The organism is Pseudoalteromonas atlantica (assembly GCA_007988745.1).
Classification (GTDB): domain Bacteria; phylum Pseudomonadota; class Gammaproteobacteria; order Enterobacterales; family Alteromonadaceae; genus Pseudoalteromonas; species Pseudoalteromonas atlantica.
In genome coordinates this window covers 1-565 of the sequence record BJUT01000133.1, presented here as the reverse complement: position 1 = coordinate 565, position 565 = coordinate 1, and the positions used below count along the sequence as shown (strand labels likewise).

Genomic DNA, 565 nt, shown 5'->3' with positions numbered 1-565 from the left:
TATGTGTAAATGGAAGTTTGGTAAATGAATTCTAGCTTTGATGAATATATTTCTAATCTAAATTCAAATAGGAATAATTTTCCGAGTGAATTATTTGAGTTTGCTGCAAACACTGAAAGGTATGAATTAAACCACCCAAAATCACTTCATGATGCATGGGTTACATCGATAACTATTGCAGAAAATAGAAATAAGGTTCGTCCATTTGAACCCTCTTTATCAATTTCATTAAATTTACTTGGCCAACAACATGACCGTGATATTGTTCTGAATTATTTAAAAGTAAAATCATATGAACTTATAGGTACTGAGAATCCATTTAATTATGGTGATACTTTTCATGGTGATGTTTTAACCCATGAAGTATCGATTACAGGCAATGGATTTCAGCATATCATTGAGTTACGCTCAGGTTCTACATTTAAAGTTACATTTGCAGATTTTAATTGTGTGGAGAAAATTTACACATAACAAGCGCATTAAGCACGGGACTGCTAACAGTTTGCTTGGTTCCGCTACGCTTCACATTTTAGCAAACAATTATCAGCCCCTTATGCGGGCGTCT

At 33.6% G+C, this 565-nt stretch carries 1 protein-coding gene; it reads left to right on the top strand.

The features are described from left to right. Positions 1-24 precede the first annotated feature (24 nt). Entirely contained in the window at positions 25-471 is a 447-nt protein-coding gene (locus PAT01_RS20045) for a hypothetical protein (protein WP_059364933.1), read from the top strand. Positions 472-565 lie beyond the last annotated feature (94 nt).